The sequence below is a fragment of the [Bacillus] caldolyticus genome, from assembly GCF_003595605.1.
In the GTDB taxonomy this organism is placed as follows: Bacteria; Bacillota; Bacilli; order Bacillales; family Anoxybacillaceae; genus Geobacillus; species Geobacillus thermoleovorans.
Genome location: NZ_CP025074.1, coordinates 1,366,511 through 1,382,831 on the forward strand (window position 1 = coordinate 1,366,511; position 16,321 = coordinate 1,382,831).

Below are 16,321 nucleotides of genomic sequence, written 5' to 3' on the forward strand. Positions count from 1 at the left end.
GGAGATCCGCCAGCAAGGGCTATTTTTATGCTTGTCTGAGTTTTATCTAGCACCACGGGTTATATATATAAAAGGAATTTTGTTTATTGCGTTGGAATTTGTGATTAACACCCAATCCCATTTCAATGAAGCCATCCGCCTCAGCTTTTTGGGACGTACGGATGAGGCCGCCCGCATTGTCGATATCGGATGGCTGATGTTTTATCCATGTTTATACTTTTTTGCCATGTGGGATGCGTTTAAAGACGCTGGCGGCGGGCAAACGCCGTACTCGTTTTTGCCGTTTGTCGTCTCCGCCTACTTTGTGACGGTCGGCTTGATGTACTCGTCGCACGTGACGATCGGCGGCGTGTTTTTTGGACCGATTTGGCTGCCGATCTTATCTGTCATCCCCGGGCTCTCCATTGGATGGCTGCTGCAATTTCTGCTGCTGAAATGGAAATAGCCATCCGCTTGGTGATTGCCCAGCCACAAAAGCCGCCAATTATTCATTGGCGGCTTTCGGTTGCGGCTCTTTGGCGCTTTTTCGTTTTTTCATCGTTCCCGCCACAATGACAGCGGCAACAACAAGCAACTCAAATCCATACTTCACGGCAGGATTGGCAAAATACGCCTTTAAAAACGGCTCATCGACGATCATTTTCGCCGCCGTCCAGGCGAGGACACCGGCGCCGATCGTAATAATGATTGGGAAGCGCTCGATCCATTTTAAAATAAGCGTGCTGCCCCACACCATGATCGGAACGGAAATGAGCAACCCAAGAACGACGAGGAGAAAGTTTCCGTGCGCGGCGCCGGCGACCGCCAATACGTTGTCAAGCCCCATCAACGCATCGGCAATAATGATCGTGCGAATCGCCTCCCATAAATTTCCCCCGGCTTCAACATTGTCGTGGCCCTTCCCCTCAACAAGCAGCTTATAGGCGATCCAGACAAGCAGCACGCCGCCGACAAGCAAAAGCCCTGGGATTTTCAGCAGCCAGACGACGAAGATCGTCGCCAACGCCCGGATGACGACAGCGCCTACCGTCCCCCAGACAACGGCCTTTTTTTGCTGGTATTTGGGCAAGTTGCGGGCCGCCAATCCAATCACAATGGCGTTATCCCCTGCCAGCAAAAGATCAATAATGACGATCGACAGCAACGCCGTCCAAAACTCTACTGACAACAGATCCATGGAAGAATCCCCCTTTACAGGTTATATTTTTCTTTTAATGAAACCGGAGCCATCTTAATGACTTGTTGCAAAATAAATAGGAAGACGGCCAAATCATCGATCAAACCAAACAACGCAAGCCAATCCGGAATGAGGTCAAGCGGCAGCGCTATATACAAAAGCAGCAAACCGACGGAAAACAATTTTTTTCGCATTGGCACTTCATGAGAAACGAAAAATTCAAACAAAAACGGTAGAAAACGCCGGACATGGACGATGAAGCGAAGCCGTTTCCACCATTTACGCATGCCATCCCCTCCACTTTTTGTTCTTTTGAAACCGAACCTATCTTCCTTTACGATTATCTTCCCCCCTTTTGTTTCATGAAATGAAAGAAGGCCCTTACCATCTTTGGTAAAGGCCTCCATAAATAAAATAGACCTTTACCAACATCGGTAAAGGTCTCGCTAACAACGTCGCCGTTGCCAACAAAGCCGAGGGCATGCGCCCTGAACTGACGACTTTGCTGTTAAAGCTACTCCCCTTTAACAAAAGAAACTATATTCGTTTTTATATTTTCATGATATTCAATATTTATACCTGTTGTCAACTCTTTTTCTTGACAAGAAATGAATCCAATTTATTGCCCCGCCGTAAACTTCAAACCAATGACTCCGACAAGAATGCAAAGCAAAAACGCCACACGCGGCGCGTTGACTGGCTCGTTTAAAAACAACATGCCGACCAAGGCCGCGCCGAGCGCTCCGATTCCCGTCCACACCGCATAGGCGGTGCCGATCGGCAACGTTTTTATCGCCAGTGATAAAAAGTAAAAGCTCGTCGCCATCCCCGCAATCGTCACAACAGAAGGCCAAAAGCGGGCAAACCCGTTCGTATATTTCAGCGCGATCGCCCATACAACTTCGAACAAACCAGCAACTATTAAATAAACCCACGCCATGCCCCGTCCTCCCTTTTTAGCGAAAATAAAAAAGCCGCGAGAACGATCGAAACGATGCTCCTCCCGGGCTTTTGTCCCTCCGTGCACGCGGCGATGCCGCGCGTTTTCTCTCGGTCGCAGGCCGGCCGCAAAGCAGCCGCGGAACCCTAGAAAACCTTTTTCTTCTTTTTTTCCGCTGTTATTGTACCATGTTTGTGGCCAATCGGCTACTGATTTAACCATCGTGCCGCTGGCATAGCAAGAAAGCAGATGGGACATTCCCATCTGCTTTATACCGGATCGTTATCAACATCGCTGTACGATTCAATCGCTTGATCGAGCGCCCGATAGGCCTCAGCGAAAGCGTTTGTCGCCGATTCATCTCCCGCCTCGGCCAGCTCCATTCGCGCATTGCGCGCGTGAGTCACCGCACGGATGACATCTTCGATCATTTGCCGTTTATCCCCGGCGCTCGCTTTTAACCGTTCAAGCTCATGAATCGCCCCATCAAGACTCGTCGAGCGCGGTTCGTCAAACGATTGTTCCAGCTGCTCTTTCACACGCTCCAATATTTCTTTCATCATCGCCCATCCTTTCTCTATTCGTTGTCATCCGCTAGTGTGGGCGATTGGCGGCAAACTATGCATTACCAAGACGCTGAAATTGTGTCTACTCATTTACGTGCACATCTTTCAAACCAGCCCAAAACGCGGCGATGATCGACAGGGCGACGATGATCATCGGCGCATACATGATCAAAAATGTTTGCATTATCCTTTTCCCCCTTCCCATTTTCCTTTAACGTACGCCTTGTTAAACAAAAAGAGGCGCATAAGCAAATAAAGTGACGGAATTAATAACAGAAGGCCGGCAATAAACGCGACGATCAACGCCATAGCCATCGTCTCATTCGTAAACCCGTCATAAATCGTCAAATACGGGTACAACAAATACGGATAATGTGAAATGCCATAGGCGTAAAAGGCGAACGCATATTGAAACAACAGCGCAATAAACGCCCAGCCGAACCGCCGCTGCCGCCAAAGCAGCCAAACGGTAATGACAAAAAACAAAAAGGAAATGACCAGCATCCACGCCACATTCCATAGGTTGGCGTAATGCTCGGGATTATGGTAGCGGAGCTGGTAAATAATGAGCAGCGCTGACAACATCGTCGGCCCGCTCCAAAGAAGAGCGTAGCGGCGCAACAGCGCCCGCGCCCGTTCATCCTTGGCCTCGTCCGCATAGTACGTTAAGAAAACGGCAGAAATGTAAAGAACGCTCGTCACACTGAGCAGCACAATGCTCCATGACAACGGGCTTGCAAACAGCTTCCCATAATCCAGCGCAACGCCTGAGGCGCCTGCCTCCACAAACCCGCCTTCGGAAATCGTCAACACGATGGACAGGGAGGCCGGAATAAACAACCCCGTCAATCCATAAGCGATTAAATACCAGTTCCGTTCCGTCCCCCCATACGTATGAAACGCATAGTACGAGCCGCGAATAGCTAACAAAATGATGGAGATGCTCGCCGGGACAAGCAAAATAGAACCGTAATAATACGCCGTTTTCGGAAAAAAGCCGACAATGCCGACAAAGAAAAAGACAAGAAAGACGTTCGTCACTTCCCATACAGGGGAAAGATAGCGCTGAATGATGCGGTGCAAAATATGCTGTTTGTTTGCCCAATGGCTATAGGCGCTGAAAAACCCAGCCCCGAAATCAATCGAGGCAACGATAATGTACCCGAACAAAAACAGCCATAACACCGAAATGCCAATGACTTCGAGCGTCATGGCGCCACCTCCCCGTTATTGGCCCGCTCTGCCAGCTCCCGTTCAACCGGGTTGCGGCGGAACATACGGATGAGCACTGTTGCGCTCGCAATTACTAACACCATATACAAAAGGCAAAACAACACAAGCATCGTATCCACATGCGCCGACGATGTCGCTCCTTCCGCCGTTTTCATATAGCCGCGCAAAATCCACGGCTGCCGCCCGACTTCCGCTAAGTACCATCCCGCCTCAATCGCAGCCATCGCCAGCGGCCCTCCCGCCACCAGCAGTCCAAAAAACCACTTTTTCGCCGTCCACTTCCAGCGGAAAATCGATCCGAGCCAATACGCGGCTGCGACAACCATTAAAAACACCCCGATCGTGACCATCACATCGAATAAGTAATGAATGTACAGTGGTGGGCGTTCATCTTCCGGAACTTCGTTCAGTCCGGTCACAACCGCAGCGGGATGGTTATGGGCCAAAATGCTAAGGGCATATGGAATTTCCAAGGCATATTTCACTTCCCCGTCTTCTTGGAGCGCGCCGAACAGGATCAACGGTGCATGGGAGCTCGTTTCAAAATGCCATTCAGCAGCCGCCAGCTTTTCTGGCTGGTATTCGGCTAAAAATTTGCCCGATAAGTCGCCAATCAATGCACTGGCTACCGAAAAAATAAAAGCTGTTTTCATCATTAAATGAAGTGCCTTGCGATGATAAATGTGACGATTGCCTTTCCATAAATGCCAAGCGGCGATCGAAGCAAGCACGAATGCTGACGTCATATACGAAGTCGCCAGCACATGGGCGACTTTCGTCGGCATCGCTGGGTTGAACATAGCCGCGATTGGATCGATGTTGACAAGCTCGCCGTTTTTAAATTCAAACCCTTGCGGCGTATTCATAAACGCGTTCACCATCGTAATAAACATGGCTGATGCTGAAGACCCAATTGCCACCGGGATAAGCAAAAGCAAATGTTTTTTCTGATTTTCGAACCGATCCCATGTATACAAATAAATGCCGAGGAAAATGGCTTCAAAAAAGAAGGCGAACGTCTCCATGAACAGCGGCAAGCTGATCACTTGGCCAGCCAGCTGCATAAAGTTCGGCCATAAAAGCGACAGCTGCAAGCCGATCGCTGTTCCTGTCACCACGCCGACCGCTACGGTGATGACAAAACCGCGCGTCCAGCGGCGAGCGAGTAAGATGTAATGCATATCATTTTTGCGAATCCCAACCCACTGGGCAATGGCGATCATCAGTGGAATCCCGACGCCGATCGTGGCATAAATGATGTGGACCGTCAGCGTCAATCCCGTCAAAATACGGCTAAGCAGCACCGGATCGTAACCGTTCACGATTCATCCCCCCCTTATGAAAACAAGCGGCCAATCAAGGAAAGCAAGACAACAGCCGCAACAGCAAAGCTAACGAACACAAGCGTTTTTTCATGCCGCTTCCACATATCCATCCCCCCGGGCGAACAAACAGTGGTGAAGAATTTGTGACAACCATCACAAATTATCCACTTCATATTATTTCATAAAATCGGGGACGCTATCCGGCATGATTTCGAATAATTTGTGTCATTTTTCACATATTCATCGTGACAAACAAAAAAAGCAGGAAATCCCTGCCCTCATGTTATAAATATTTCCGATGCACCGTTTTCCCGTCATACGTAAACAACATCGGCTTTTCCTCGACGACCGTCTCCATATGGACCGGACGGCCCCACAACTGATAAATGTATGGGAGCACTTTTTCTAAATACTTCAGATCGAGTTCGATTCCTTCATACCAATGCTTCAAATACAACTCTCCGTTGCGCATATAATCGCCGTCATTGACCGTGATATACGGGAATCCGCCGTTTACCCGCATGCTGACGAGTTGGTCGCGGATATGCTCCCAGTTTTTGTCGACGATTTTATATTCTTTCCCCTGTTTTTGGAACAAATACATATCTTCGCGCATGACGAGCTCTTTCGTTAAATAGTTGCGCAAAAACGAAATGTCGGATTCGAGTTCGCGCACTTCAAAAATTTTCGCCCTCCCCGACCCCGGCTTGACGCCGTATTTTTTCATCTCCTCAGTCGGGTTGTTCCACCGCTCTTCAATGTCTTCAAAAATTTTCAGTCCTAAATAATACGGATTGATGCCAGTGCGCGACGGTTGCACGACGTTGGCGTTCAGTTTCGCAAATTCAATCGCCTCATCGCTCGTCAAATCCATCTCGCGCAAAATGCGCTGATGCCAATACGTCGCCCAACCTTCGTTTAGCTAAGGTGCTTAGACGATAAAACCTTAATAGTTTTTGTTTTCTCATAATTACCTAAACAATACATTACGTCTAGTGTATGCTCAATTAAATTCTTTAAAACCATATACCAAAAACCCCTAACCTTTAACTAATCAAAAAATCAGTTTTCATATACATGTAACCGAAGAATATATTTCTAAATAAGAGGTAAAGTAAATAATAAATAAAAGAGGGGTATTCAAGATGTCAAGATATAACATCGTTGTTGGCTGTGGAAATATCAACTGTGCTAATAATAAGTATAAATTTGTTGTTCAGGCACTTTCTTTAGATGCAGCTCAAAAAACTATCCAATTATTGAATAACCGATACAAAAACAGATGTTCACATTGTGGAAACACCTTAAATTTCTATATAAATGAAGTTTCAGACAAGGATTTTTTTGATGAAGACATAATAATAAACTAAAAAGGACTCAAAAATGAGTCCCTTTTAGTTTTTAGTTACCCGATCCACAGGCTAAAATTATGTAATATTTTATGCCGGATCCACCAGCAGAGTTATTTCTACTTAAATCTTATAACATTAATTACTGAATGTCAACATTTTTTAAATTATTTTTGTACCCAAAAGTTGTCTGTAGAGCTCTTGTTGTTTTGTATCTCGATCCTTAATAACCGATTTACTAATTGGATCAATCTCTGCTATTGAATATGCCCAAGACTTCAACATTTTTTTTCTGTCACTCCTATTTAACTTTGTTCTATGCCATTTTATTTCATATTGATTAAGGTCATTAAATAATTGATATTTTGTAATAAGTTTAGAACTGTCAAAACTCACATTTCTTATTGGTCGATGTAAATGTTTTACTTGTACACTGTAATTGATAAATTCAGGTACATAATCTTTTCTCTGATTAATTAACTCGTCTAAAAGTGTTTTTTGTCTTAACAGGGTTACCCTGAATCCATCTTCAATTCTGCGCCTTTGATCTTGGTTTATTATTGCCTGTACCATATTACCCCTTCCGTCATTAAAAAGGTATTCCACTATTCTTTTCCGGCTTACACAGGTTAACTGTTCAAGACTCACTACTGTCTGTTTACTAAATGGAGGAATCTTACCGATATTAAAAAAGTTTTTAGTTTCCCTTGTCGTTGGTTTGAGACTCGTAGTAGGAATAACTACAACTTGATCTCGATTGGACTTAGTCTCCCACACTATAGCAAAATGCTCATTATCGATTTCACTTCCAACCCCAGAAAATAATACTTTGACAACCTGTCCAGAAACTAATGGATGCTTATATTCAGTAGGTACCATTGGGTCATTAACTTCATCTGTTTGTAAAGAACAGTTAATAAAACGAATAATTCTTTCTAGAATCATATCTTTAGTAAGGGTTTGTTTATGAATTGGTCTATATTCATCTTTTACTAAATCTGCTTGTTTTACTATTTCATTAAAATTTCTGTCATTTATAATCTTATCAACTATCCTAGTCAAGTCATTATCTACTGAAATTTTTTCTAGCACATTTAACATTGTTGTATCCGAAACAATTTTTTTTAAACTTTCTTGATTCTCTGTTGATAAATATGTAGAACATCTAGAACTTTCTACTTCCTTCAATATATTTTTAATCATACATTTACCCCCCCCCTAAATTAAGACGGTATAAATTTTAACATAATAATTAGATCCTGAATCCGTGATGGATTGACATCGACTTTGACTTTTTTGCTGGTTTTATGGATGTGTGATCCACCATTCCCTTTTTATGTTTAAAACAGATGTCATCTTCACTCTCAGAAATGAAATAAATATCTTTTTTAGGTATACCCGAGTTCGACAGTTTTGAGGCCATTTTAGGCAAATGAAAATGGCCAAAATGCTGTTATATCAAGGATTTCGCGATACGGATCCTAGAAAAAAACGCTTAATTTCATAGGCACACGACTTGACAATTTATCCTTTTAAAAAAGCCCAATATCGTTTATAATATAGGCATGTACATACGGCGAGTAACACGCAAAAACAAAGATGGAACGACCGTGGCGTATCTCCAGCTTGCTCACAACGAATGGGATCCGAAGGCCAAATATGCGAAAGCGAAGGTGATTTATTCGTTTGGGCGCGAAGACGAGGTGGATCGCGCTGTCTTGGAGCGTCTGGCCAAAAGCATTTCGCGATTCCTTTCTCCTGAGCAGGCTTGGGAAATCGAGACGTTGACAGGAGAAGTGTCGGATGACTTTCAGTTTCAATCAAGCAAACGCCTTGGTGGCGCTTGGCTTTTGGATCAGCTCTGGAGACAACTGGGATTGGGAGAGATTCTCCACTCCTTGTTTGCCTCCCGACATCATCAGATTCCGTTGGAACGGCTGATTTTTGCCATGGTGGCGAATCGTGCCCTTCATCCGTCAAGCAAGTTGGCGATGGAGGAGTGGGTGGAGAAAGACGTGCATATCCCTCATCTTCCCCAAGTCGCCAGCCACCAGTTGTACCGGGCGATGGATGAGCTGCTGGCCGTGCAGCCGGAATTGGAACGCCAAGTGTTCCATGCCGTGGCCGATTTATTGAACCTGGAAGTCGATTTGATTTACTTTGATACGACTTCGTCGTACTTCGAAGTGGATCCATCCGAAACACCAGAAGGAGAATCGCTTCGAAAGCAGGGGTTTTCCAAAGATAAGCGTCCCGATTTGGTCCAAATCGTCATTGGACTGGCCGTTACCCGGGAAGGAGTCCCCATTCGCGCTTGGGTATGGCCTGGCAATACGATGGATATGACGGTCATCAAACAGGTGAAACAAGACTTGATTGGCTGGAAGCTTGGGCGTGTGATCAGCGTGATGGACCGCGGATTTTCGTCTGAAGAGAATTTGCGAATCTTGCAACAGGCCGGGGGACACTACATTGTCGGCGAAAAAATGCGGTCCGGCAAAGCCGCCGTCGAAGAGGCCCTAAACCGTCGCGGGCGCTACCAACAAGTTCGCGAGAACTTGCATATCAAAGAAATCATCGTGGGCGACGGAGAAGCGCGTCAGCGCTATGTTCTCGTGTACAATCCCAGCGAAGCCGAACGCCAACGCAAGGAGCGGGAAACGCTGCTCGAATCGCTGAAAGAAGAGTTGGAAGGGCTTCGACAACTCCCCAACGAAGCCCATCATAAGGCCACCTGCCGGCTGCGTTCCCATCCGTCCTACGGAAAATACTTGCGTCAATTGAAGGATGGAACGCTTCGCATCGACAAGCAAGCGGTTCGTGAAGCGGAAAAGTACGATGGCAAATATCTCATCCGAACCTCCGATGACACCTTGTCTGCCGAGGATGTCGCGCTCGGGTATAAGCAACTGGTGGATATCGAGCAGGCCTTTCGGACGTTGAAATCAACACTCGAGCTGCGCCCCATGTATCATCGCTTGGAAGACCGTATCCGGGCGCATGTGCTGCTCAGTTGGCTGGCTCTCTTGCTGGTTCGGATCGTGGAGATCCGAACTCATGAATCGTGGCCGAAAGTAAGAGACGAATGCGAGCGTCTCATGCTTGGACATTTTTCTTCAAAAAACGGCGACCTTTATCAACGAACCGAACTGACGGCCAAACAGGCTCAACTCTTTGCGGCTCTAGGGATGGAGCCTCCTCCGAAGATTCTAGGCATCCATCCTCGCCCCTAGATACACGCCTAAAGTATGCCCAAATCCCTCTGATCCCTTTTGTATCAAAGGATCAGAGGGATTTTGTTTGCCTAGTCGCTGTCGAACTCGGGGTATATAAACCAAAGAAAAAACAAAAAAGGACAGAGGGTTAGGATGAGTACAGAATTGCGAACAATCGTTCGTTATGCTCCTTCTCTCCATTTTATGTAAATGTTCAGAAGGGGCTCGCTATAGCCACTCCTTCGCGTCAGTTTCATCCAGATCTGTCGTGATCGGCGGACGAGTCGACCTGCCATCGTGATCACCGTCTGAATAATCGTCTTGATGCGACGGCGTTTCACTTTATGATGTAATGGATGTCTCGGATCGCTTAATAGATCTTGTCCAATCAGACGAAGAAGGTTGTACACGAATGCTCCCATGACCAACACGAGCGCATTCGTTTTCATCTTCCCTGATGGAAGCCGCTCTAAATCTAAGTCGCTTTTCAGTTCGCTATGAAACTGTTCGCATGTCGCATGATCGTGATACAATGCGAGCACATCACTCATTCGAACATGCTCGTATCCTTCGAGGCGCACCCAGTAGCTTTCGACTTCGTAATTAGGAACGAGCATCAGCTGTCCATTTCGTTCCATCGTTCGTTCCGTCACTTGGGTGACTTGAACGTACGTATACGTGTGTCCATCAATTGCTGCGGTCTGTGGAAGGCATAACTCATACGTTTGTACTCCTTCGGTTTGTCCATCATCGATGCGTCTGCCCTTTTGCGAAGCGATCTGGAACCAAAGCGCTTTCGATTCTCGGCGTAAGTTTCGCTTGATGACAAAGTCCACGTCTTCCTTTAGACATACGTGCACATTCGCTTCCGCATCGTTTCCTGCATCCATGCGGACAAGCAGACGAGACGAGGTCAGCGGACGAGCTCGATGGATGGCGGTAGTTAAAAACGAAGGCATGTTGTCTTGTACATGTTGTTTCCCTGGACGCAGCTCGGCATGAACGATATACCCTTCCTTCCCTGCGTACGCAAACAACGGCGTAAAACCGTCAAATCCTTTATACGTTCGACTCACTCCTTCTTTCTTCGTATCGGAGTTGTCAAATGGGGAAGCATCTATATCAAGGGGAAGCCATGTCGTTTTCCCTTTCGCCCAACAAGGGGACAAGGTAGCGTGTTGTCGAACCAACAGACGCATCGATTCCTCCCAAATGATGGTTTCGGTCATCGGAAGACAAGCGAGCTGATCGAGACGCTGTCGCAACGTTGGGGAGGAAGGTACGTGCCGAATGCCCATTGATGTCGAAAAGATATCGTCCTGACGATACGCTTCGATATGATCAAAATCCGTTTTTCCTGTGGCAAGCAAGCCGATCATCGAGCGAATGACATCGCTATGGGAAATGTGCACATCTCGACGAACCGTTGGGAGCCGAAGGGCGTTTACTCGTTTATCCAGTTTCGTTTGGTGCAGTAAGTAGCCCACGAGAGCAAGCCCAGCACTTGGAGTAATCGCTTCATCTGTCAATACAAACCGAATCGGGAAATCTTTCATCACATTCACCTACTTGATGAAGAATCGTCAACGTCGTTTTCCCTTATCGTATCAACGGTTTGCATCCATTGTAAAGATGTTTTGTCACGGATTCAGGTAGATTTAATTAATTTTACAAGCATAAATTTATTAAAAATAAATCCGTTATCACCAAACTCCCCATTACAAACATTAATTTGGAAGACAAGTGAGCCAATGACCAAAGACAACGTTTGCTGTTTTTTTAACTATAACAAATAAAAGTAAAATACTTAGATGACAAAATATCTATTCAGCGTACAAAAAAAATTAAGATAAACCTACGAACTAGGAACTTTTTCACCATATTTGGAATACAATATCTCCCAAAATTCAGAAGGCTTATAATTAAATGTCTTTATTCCGTATTGAGTTTCCTTTGTATATTTTTTAGATCTTAAAAGATAACAAACTCGTTTTGCTCGACTGATACAAACAAAAAACACTCTGCGGTCTTCGCTTAATTTCCTTGGATCTCGTTTATTTTTATATGACGGAAAGTGATCATCCTCCATCCCCAACAAAATAACCACCTCAAATTCCAATCCTTTTGAGCCATGCCTTGTAGTAATAGTCACCTGATCTTCCGGCTTTCCTAATTTACTAAATTTATCCAAATTGTAATTAGAGAATTCACCTTTAGTAGATGTTTTGATTAATTGCTTTAGATTATCAACTTCATCAGGATAAATATGAGAATCTTTTAAGAGCGATAACAGTTCAAGGTTATGAATCACAAATGTTAACCATTTGCTTAAGCAATGGTTGTGCTTTATGCTTGAAGTTAAAACATCAAATAATTTTCTTCTAAAAAAAATCAATTCATTTGTAATGATAAATTTCTGATGCTGTCTATTAAGATGAATCCAAAATTCAACTAAATCATCGAATGATTCTTTGCTTTTATCTATACACCATAAAGCGCAACGTTCTAGCCACATAACTACATCAGTCCGTTGAAATTCAAACTTTGTTATATAATACGGAATTCCCTCGCGACTCAGAATAGCTCCAAGCTCTTTTGCTTGGTTATTATAACCAACCATAATCGCTATTTCCTCTAAAGGTATTCCAGCTTTCATGCAGGAAGGGATTATTTCTTTTGCAACTTTAACATATTGATCATACATTTCTTCTTCACATGTAATAAAATGAAATTCGGCATTTTCGTTTAACCTTGCTCCAGCCTTATACTCTCGCTTATCTCCAAGTGCTAATTCTGAAGCATCAATAATATCTTGATTACTTCTATAATTAGTTTTCAATCTCACTTTATTGATATTTGGTAAACCATATAATTCATTTAAGTAATCAGGAATTGCTCCATTATAACTATGTATAGATTGATCAGGATCCCCTACCGCAAAGAATTTTATATTTGTATTCTTCAACAGGGAAAGTACCATCTCATGAAGTGGTTTTCCAAGATCTTGATACTCATCAATTAGTATCCAAGGAAATTTTGCTTCCAAACACCTTCTTACATATTCATGATTTTGAATTAGTAAGGTGGCATATTTTACAATGTCAACAAAATCAACAAAACCTTCAGCATGAAGACGTTTTTCATACTCAATAGCCACTTTTAAAGCGAGATCATATGTAGGAATTTCCACCTCACTAATCCCTTTTATGTTAAGTGTTCTTTCCTTGTCCATATCTTCAATTCTTATATTTGTGTTTTCTAATTGAAAGTCCTGAATTATTTTTTTAAAAAGAGATTTCTTCTTTTTTTCAGCTACAATCTTTATAGGTAATGGTATATCGTAATTGTATAAGTGAGCGAACGGAGAAATAATTTCCGAAATACAGAACGAATGGACTGTACCCAAAAAAACATTCTCTCGTTTCTGATATCCTAAGTCATTTAAGCGATCTTTGAATTCTTTTGCAGCTGCCCTACTGAATGTAACGCAAGCTAATCCTCGCGGAGGTTTAATTTCTTCCATTAATAATTTCATTATTTTTAAAGTCAATACTGTTGTCTTGCCACTACCTGGTCCTGCAATAACGACAGTATTATTTTCTGATAAAAAAGCTTCGTATTGATCTTTATCTTTTTTAATTTGATTCAGTTTTTCCTTAAATAAATCCATTGTTAAATCTCACTCACTCTTTTATAAATTTCATCAATTGCGTTCTTTATATAATCTGGAATTTGTTCCTTTATACATATACTAGATAACCGTTGTGCAAAACGCCCTTTTCCAATATTATCTTCAATTTTTCTTAAGCATTTAAAATACTCTCCTTGATCTAACTCTTCTGCAAAGTTTCTTTTTTGTTTATCGCCACCAGTAGTCAACTCATTAAATACTTCACAGATTATTTTCTTAGCATCTTGATTACTTTGACTTTTCTCCATAATATCTACTTCTAAAGTGTAGTTTCCAACAAAAAATCCTTTCTCGCTAAATGCATCCCTTTGTTTTTTTAAGCAAGAAGGGAGTTGACTTTGTTCAATCTTTTGTAAATCTATGATTAATTCAGCAATTTTCTCAAGCCCTAAAAATCCATAGGACTTATGACTTCCATCATGTAAAACATGATATTCTTTTTTTGCATCTTCCTTCATTACATAATAATCACCGTCTGTAATTACAACATAAGGGATTCCTAATACATCCAAAAATTTCACATAAGGTTTAAAATTAGTACAGTTAATGTTACATACTACAATTCCTTTTTGATCTAAAGGTTTTCCCATTAATTCAGCAAATCTCGGTATTAAATACTCTTCCGCAATCCCCTCAACTAATATAACACCTTTACCAAAATATATTTCGCCACGTTTAACATCAAGATATCTCTCAAGATCCCTTTTTTCTAAGGAAGTAAGGTTAATATTTGAACTGGTATAAACTTTTGTTCCACTACTTGTCCAGCGCATATGTACAATTGAGTCAATCGGAGCAACTGAAGTAATATGTGGTGAATGTGTCGTCATAAGAACCGAAGAATTTCCATGCATAACGTCCTTGTAGATAATTCTCTGTAATGTAGGGTGAAGATGTGCTTCTGGCTCTTCAATAGCTAAAATGGTAAATCCTTGATTAACCGGGTTATATGTATCCATAAAAGAATATAGTTGTTTTATCTCATCATTCGATAAGTCACTTTTTAAAAAATAATTGCCGTTCCCATTTTCTTCGTAAGAAGAAATAAGGATTTCTCTTCCCTCTTTTTTGGATAGTTCTTCAAATTTTTCTTTTTTTAAAAACGTTGGTATTGTTCTATCCTCTAATTGCAAAAGAATTAATGCAATATACAATATATTGTTTATTCCTAAACTAGTCTCGCTTGTAGGTCTTTTTTTATCTCCCATCATTAGTTTAAGGGTATTTAAAATGCGATTTGGATCGATATCAATCGTTTCCAACGATACAATTGAATCTGGTTGAACACCAATAATTTTTTTGAACCGTGTATTAATTTTATTAGTTAAATCTTTTATTTCATCTAATGTTAAAACTTCATCACTTTTCTGTTTAAGCTTCTCAGCAAGCTCTTTAAGTTCTGTTTTGTCAATTTCATATTGTTTAAGTAGCTGGTTAATAGGAGATTTTCGTGAATTTCTCAATTCGCTCTCCACATCACGAATTGCATTAATAATCCTCATATTAAGATATTTTCGATGGCTATGTTTGAAAATTTTATCAGGTTTATCTCCTTGAAAAATGATGTATTCATAATCTTTAGTTCCATCCTCTTTTTCAACAGGATAATAGCGGTAAGTTAATCTTAACGTTGGTGGAGCGTCAGAAACAGTAGCATCTGATAAAACTGACAAAATATTTTTGTTATGTTCGAACCCGCGAATTTCTATAACTATTTCAATTTCTTCACCTTTTTCCATAGGATTTTCGATACCCTCATAAAAATCTGATTCAGTCAAATAACGATCTTCATCGGATAGTGTTGGGTCTAATATTAGCTGAATTGCTTTTAAAAAATTGGTTTTCCCTACATTATTTTCACCAATAATGACTTGTTTATGACTTAAAGAAATATCTACACTTTGGAAATTTCTAAAATTCTTTATTTTTACCCTCGAAATGTATGGAGAATTCATCGTCTTTCCCTCCTCAAAAATTCAACCTCTAACTAACAGTAATTATAAACTCATTTAGAAAAAAAAGTAATATTTACCTAGACTAATAAAATAAGCCAAGATTACATACATAAATTTACTAGAGTAAACACTACATTACCGAACTCCTTTACTTCCATTACTACCCCGACACCGAACTTCCGATCACGAACGTGAATTCACGAAATTACAAAGAGTTCGAAACTCCTTGATACCAAAGGGGACAAGCCTTCTTTTTGTCCCACTTAGTTCGGCAAAGGGATAGTTGAGGGATCACTGAACTATCTCCTTACCGAACTGCAAATTCTTAGATTTTCCTTGTTACTACTCCAAAACCGAACAATTTTGCTTGTTCGCCTAATCTAATTTTGAATCAAGGTAAATTTATGATCATAACATTAGTGATGTAACTTTATTTTAGTCGCTAAAAAACAAGGAAGTTCTCTCCTCCTTGTTTAAAGTTGTAATGAGAATAGAATTGGATCTTGTTGTTTAGTTTCGATTTCTTTTTCTAATTCTCATTATTCAGTTTTAAGCATTGACACGGTATTGCACTAACATATTCTTCAACGCAGTTGGTCTAATCATCTTTGACATTGGATCGATAAGATGTAACAGTAATACTTAACCAACCTAATTACCGAGTTTACAAATCTCCTCTATCCAAATAACCGAGAACTTTTAAAAAAGGACTTTCTTGTCCATAATAAAATTAGGACAAACCCCAGCTTGTCCCTTGAAATCAAAGGTTTTTCTTGAATTTCAGTCGTATCAATATCGGTAATTTGGGGTTAATTCCGATCGGGTCCTACCCTTAATTACCGAGAAAAATTGCTTTACCTACCAATATAT

14 protein-coding genes, 1 pseudogene and 1 riboswitch are annotated in these 16,321 nt (G+C 42.0%); of the genes and pseudogenes, 3 read left to right on the forward strand and 12 right to left on the reverse strand.

Going from position 1 to position 16,321, the window contains the following annotated elements; translation table 11 throughout:
• Positions 1-4: 4 nt before the first annotated feature.
• Complete coding sequence (locus tag CWI35_RS07160) at positions 5-445, forward strand: hypothetical protein (protein ID WP_240432176.1); 441 nt, start codon at positions 5-7, stop codon at positions 443-445.
• 39 nt (positions 446-484) lie between these two features.
• Here CWI35_RS07160 and CWI35_RS07165 read toward each other — a convergent pair whose 3' ends face one another.
• The 8 genes and pseudogenes from CWI35_RS07165 to CWI35_RS07195 all read right to left on the reverse strand — a co-directional run.
• Positions 485-1,177 (reverse strand): TerC family protein, encoded by a 693-nt coding sequence (locus tag CWI35_RS07165; protein ID WP_119877629.1) that lies wholly within the window; start codon positions 1,175-1,177, stop codon positions 485-487.
• A 14-nt stretch (positions 1,178-1,191) separates the two neighbouring features.
• Entirely contained in the window at positions 1,192-1,464 is a 273-nt protein-coding gene (locus CWI35_RS07170) for a YkvA family protein (protein WP_011230113.1), read from the reverse strand.
• A gap of 332 nt (positions 1,465-1,796) precedes the next feature.
• A complete protein-coding gene (locus CWI35_RS07175) occupies positions 1,797-2,117 on the reverse strand; it encodes a DMT family transporter (RefSeq protein ID WP_119878010.1) in 321 nt (106 codons plus the stop codon).
• Positions 2,118-2,175: 58 nt separating this feature from the next.
• A riboswitch (guanidine-I (ykkC/yxkD leader) is annotated at positions 2,176-2,278 on the reverse strand.
• Between the two features lie 108 nt (positions 2,279-2,386).
• Complete coding sequence (locus tag CWI35_RS07180; RefSeq protein WP_021322500.1) at positions 2,387-2,677, reverse strand: hypothetical protein; 291 nt, start codon at positions 2,675-2,677, stop codon at positions 2,387-2,389.
• Between the two features lie 88 nt (positions 2,678-2,765).
• Positions 2,766-2,867 (reverse strand): cytochrome bd oxidase small subunit CydS family protein, encoded by a 102-nt coding sequence (gene cydS, locus CWI35_RS18815; RefSeq protein WP_011230110.1) that lies wholly within the window; start codon positions 2,865-2,867, stop codon positions 2,766-2,768.
• Positions 2,867-3,895 carry a cytochrome d ubiquinol oxidase subunit II gene (locus tag CWI35_RS07185; RefSeq protein WP_011230109.1) on the reverse strand — a complete coding sequence of 343 codons (1,029 nt, stop codon included), beginning with the start codon at positions 3,893-3,895 and terminating at the stop codon, positions 2,867-2,869. Before CWI35_RS07185 ends, cydS begins: the two co-directional genes overlap by 1 nt.
• Positions 3,892-5,238, reverse strand: coding sequence for a cytochrome ubiquinol oxidase subunit I (locus tag CWI35_RS07190; RefSeq protein ID WP_011230108.1), 1,347 nt, complete (start codon positions 5,236-5,238; stop codon positions 3,892-3,894). The genes CWI35_RS07185 and CWI35_RS07190 overlap by 4 nt, the downstream gene beginning before the upstream one ends.
• A gap of 286 nt (positions 5,239-5,524) precedes the next feature.
• A pseudogene (locus tag CWI35_RS07195) lies at positions 5,525-6,163 on the reverse strand (SpoVR family protein); the annotation flags it as partial.
• Positions 6,164-6,386: 223 nt separating this feature from the next.
• Between CWI35_RS07195 and CWI35_RS07200 the strand changes: the two are divergent.
• Positions 6,387-6,611 (forward strand): hypothetical protein, encoded by a 225-nt coding sequence (locus CWI35_RS07200; RefSeq protein WP_061912284.1) that lies wholly within the window; start codon positions 6,387-6,389, stop codon positions 6,609-6,611.
• A 141-nt stretch (positions 6,612-6,752) separates the two neighbouring features.
• On the opposite strand, the gene CWI35_RS07205 is transcribed toward CWI35_RS07200, so the two are convergent.
• Entirely contained in the window at positions 6,753-7,793 is a 1,041-nt protein-coding gene (locus CWI35_RS07205) for a type II toxin-antitoxin system PemK/MazF family toxin (RefSeq protein ID WP_061912285.1), read from the reverse strand.
• A gap of 362 nt (positions 7,794-8,155) precedes the next feature.
• Between CWI35_RS07205 and CWI35_RS07210 the strand changes: the two genes are divergently transcribed.
• The gene (locus CWI35_RS07210; RefSeq protein ID WP_042382804.1) at positions 8,156-9,823 is read left to right on the forward strand and encodes an IS1634 family transposase; all 1,668 of its coding nucleotides are present in this window, start codon (positions 8,156-8,158) and stop codon (positions 9,821-9,823) included.
• Between the two features lie 164 nt (positions 9,824-9,987).
• On the opposite strand, the gene CWI35_RS07215 is transcribed toward CWI35_RS07210, so the two are convergent.
• The 3 genes from CWI35_RS07215 to CWI35_RS07225 form a co-directional block, all read right to left on the reverse strand.
• Positions 9,988-11,361, reverse strand: a complete 1,374-nt coding sequence (locus tag CWI35_RS07215) for an IS1380 family transposase (protein WP_119877630.1) — start codon at positions 11,359-11,361, stop codon at positions 9,988-9,990.
• Between the two features lie 299 nt (positions 11,362-11,660).
• Positions 11,661-13,475, reverse strand: a complete 1,815-nt coding sequence (locus CWI35_RS07220; protein WP_061912286.1) for an ATP-dependent helicase — start codon at positions 13,473-13,475, stop codon at positions 11,661-11,663.
• A 2-nt stretch (positions 13,476-13,477) separates the two neighbouring features.
• Entirely contained in the window at positions 13,478-15,451 is a 1,974-nt protein-coding gene (locus tag CWI35_RS07225) for an AAA family ATPase (protein WP_061912287.1), read from the reverse strand.
• Between the last annotated feature and the right edge of the window lie 870 nt (positions 15,452-16,321).